This window comes from Parazoarcus communis SWub3 = DSM 12120 (assembly GCF_003226565.1).
GTDB lineage: Bacteria > Pseudomonadota > Gammaproteobacteria > Burkholderiales > Rhodocyclaceae > Parazoarcus > Parazoarcus communis.
The window spans coordinates 1-255 of the sequence record NZ_QKOE01000186.1 but is presented as its reverse complement, the minus strand read 5'-3'; the positions used below and the strand labels follow the sequence as shown (position 1 = coordinate 255).

1 protein-coding gene is annotated in these 255 nt (G+C 64.7%); it reads right to left on the bottom strand.

Annotation, left to right across the window (positions count from 1 at the left end; translation table 11 throughout):
• Positions 1-255: hypothetical protein (locus DNK49_RS23670; protein ID WP_133255196.1), on the bottom strand; the 255-nt coding region annotated here is incomplete at both ends.

Here is a 255-nt window from a genome sequence, read left to right as displayed (position 1 = left end):
AGGGCGACAAGCCGCCGTTGTGCGTCGTAGGACAGGTCGACAGCATTGCCCGAGGGGTCGCGGAGCCGGGTCAGAAAAATACGTCGCGGATAGGCGACGGCACCGTCCGAGAAGGCATACTCTTCGATGCTGCCGTCGGCCAGGCGGCGTTCGTAGCGGATAGGGTCAGCCGCCACCCTGACAAGGATGGCCCCGTCGCGACTTTCTGCGGTAAACGCTCCGGTTGCGCTACTGTAGCCCGCGTAGGTACGTGCC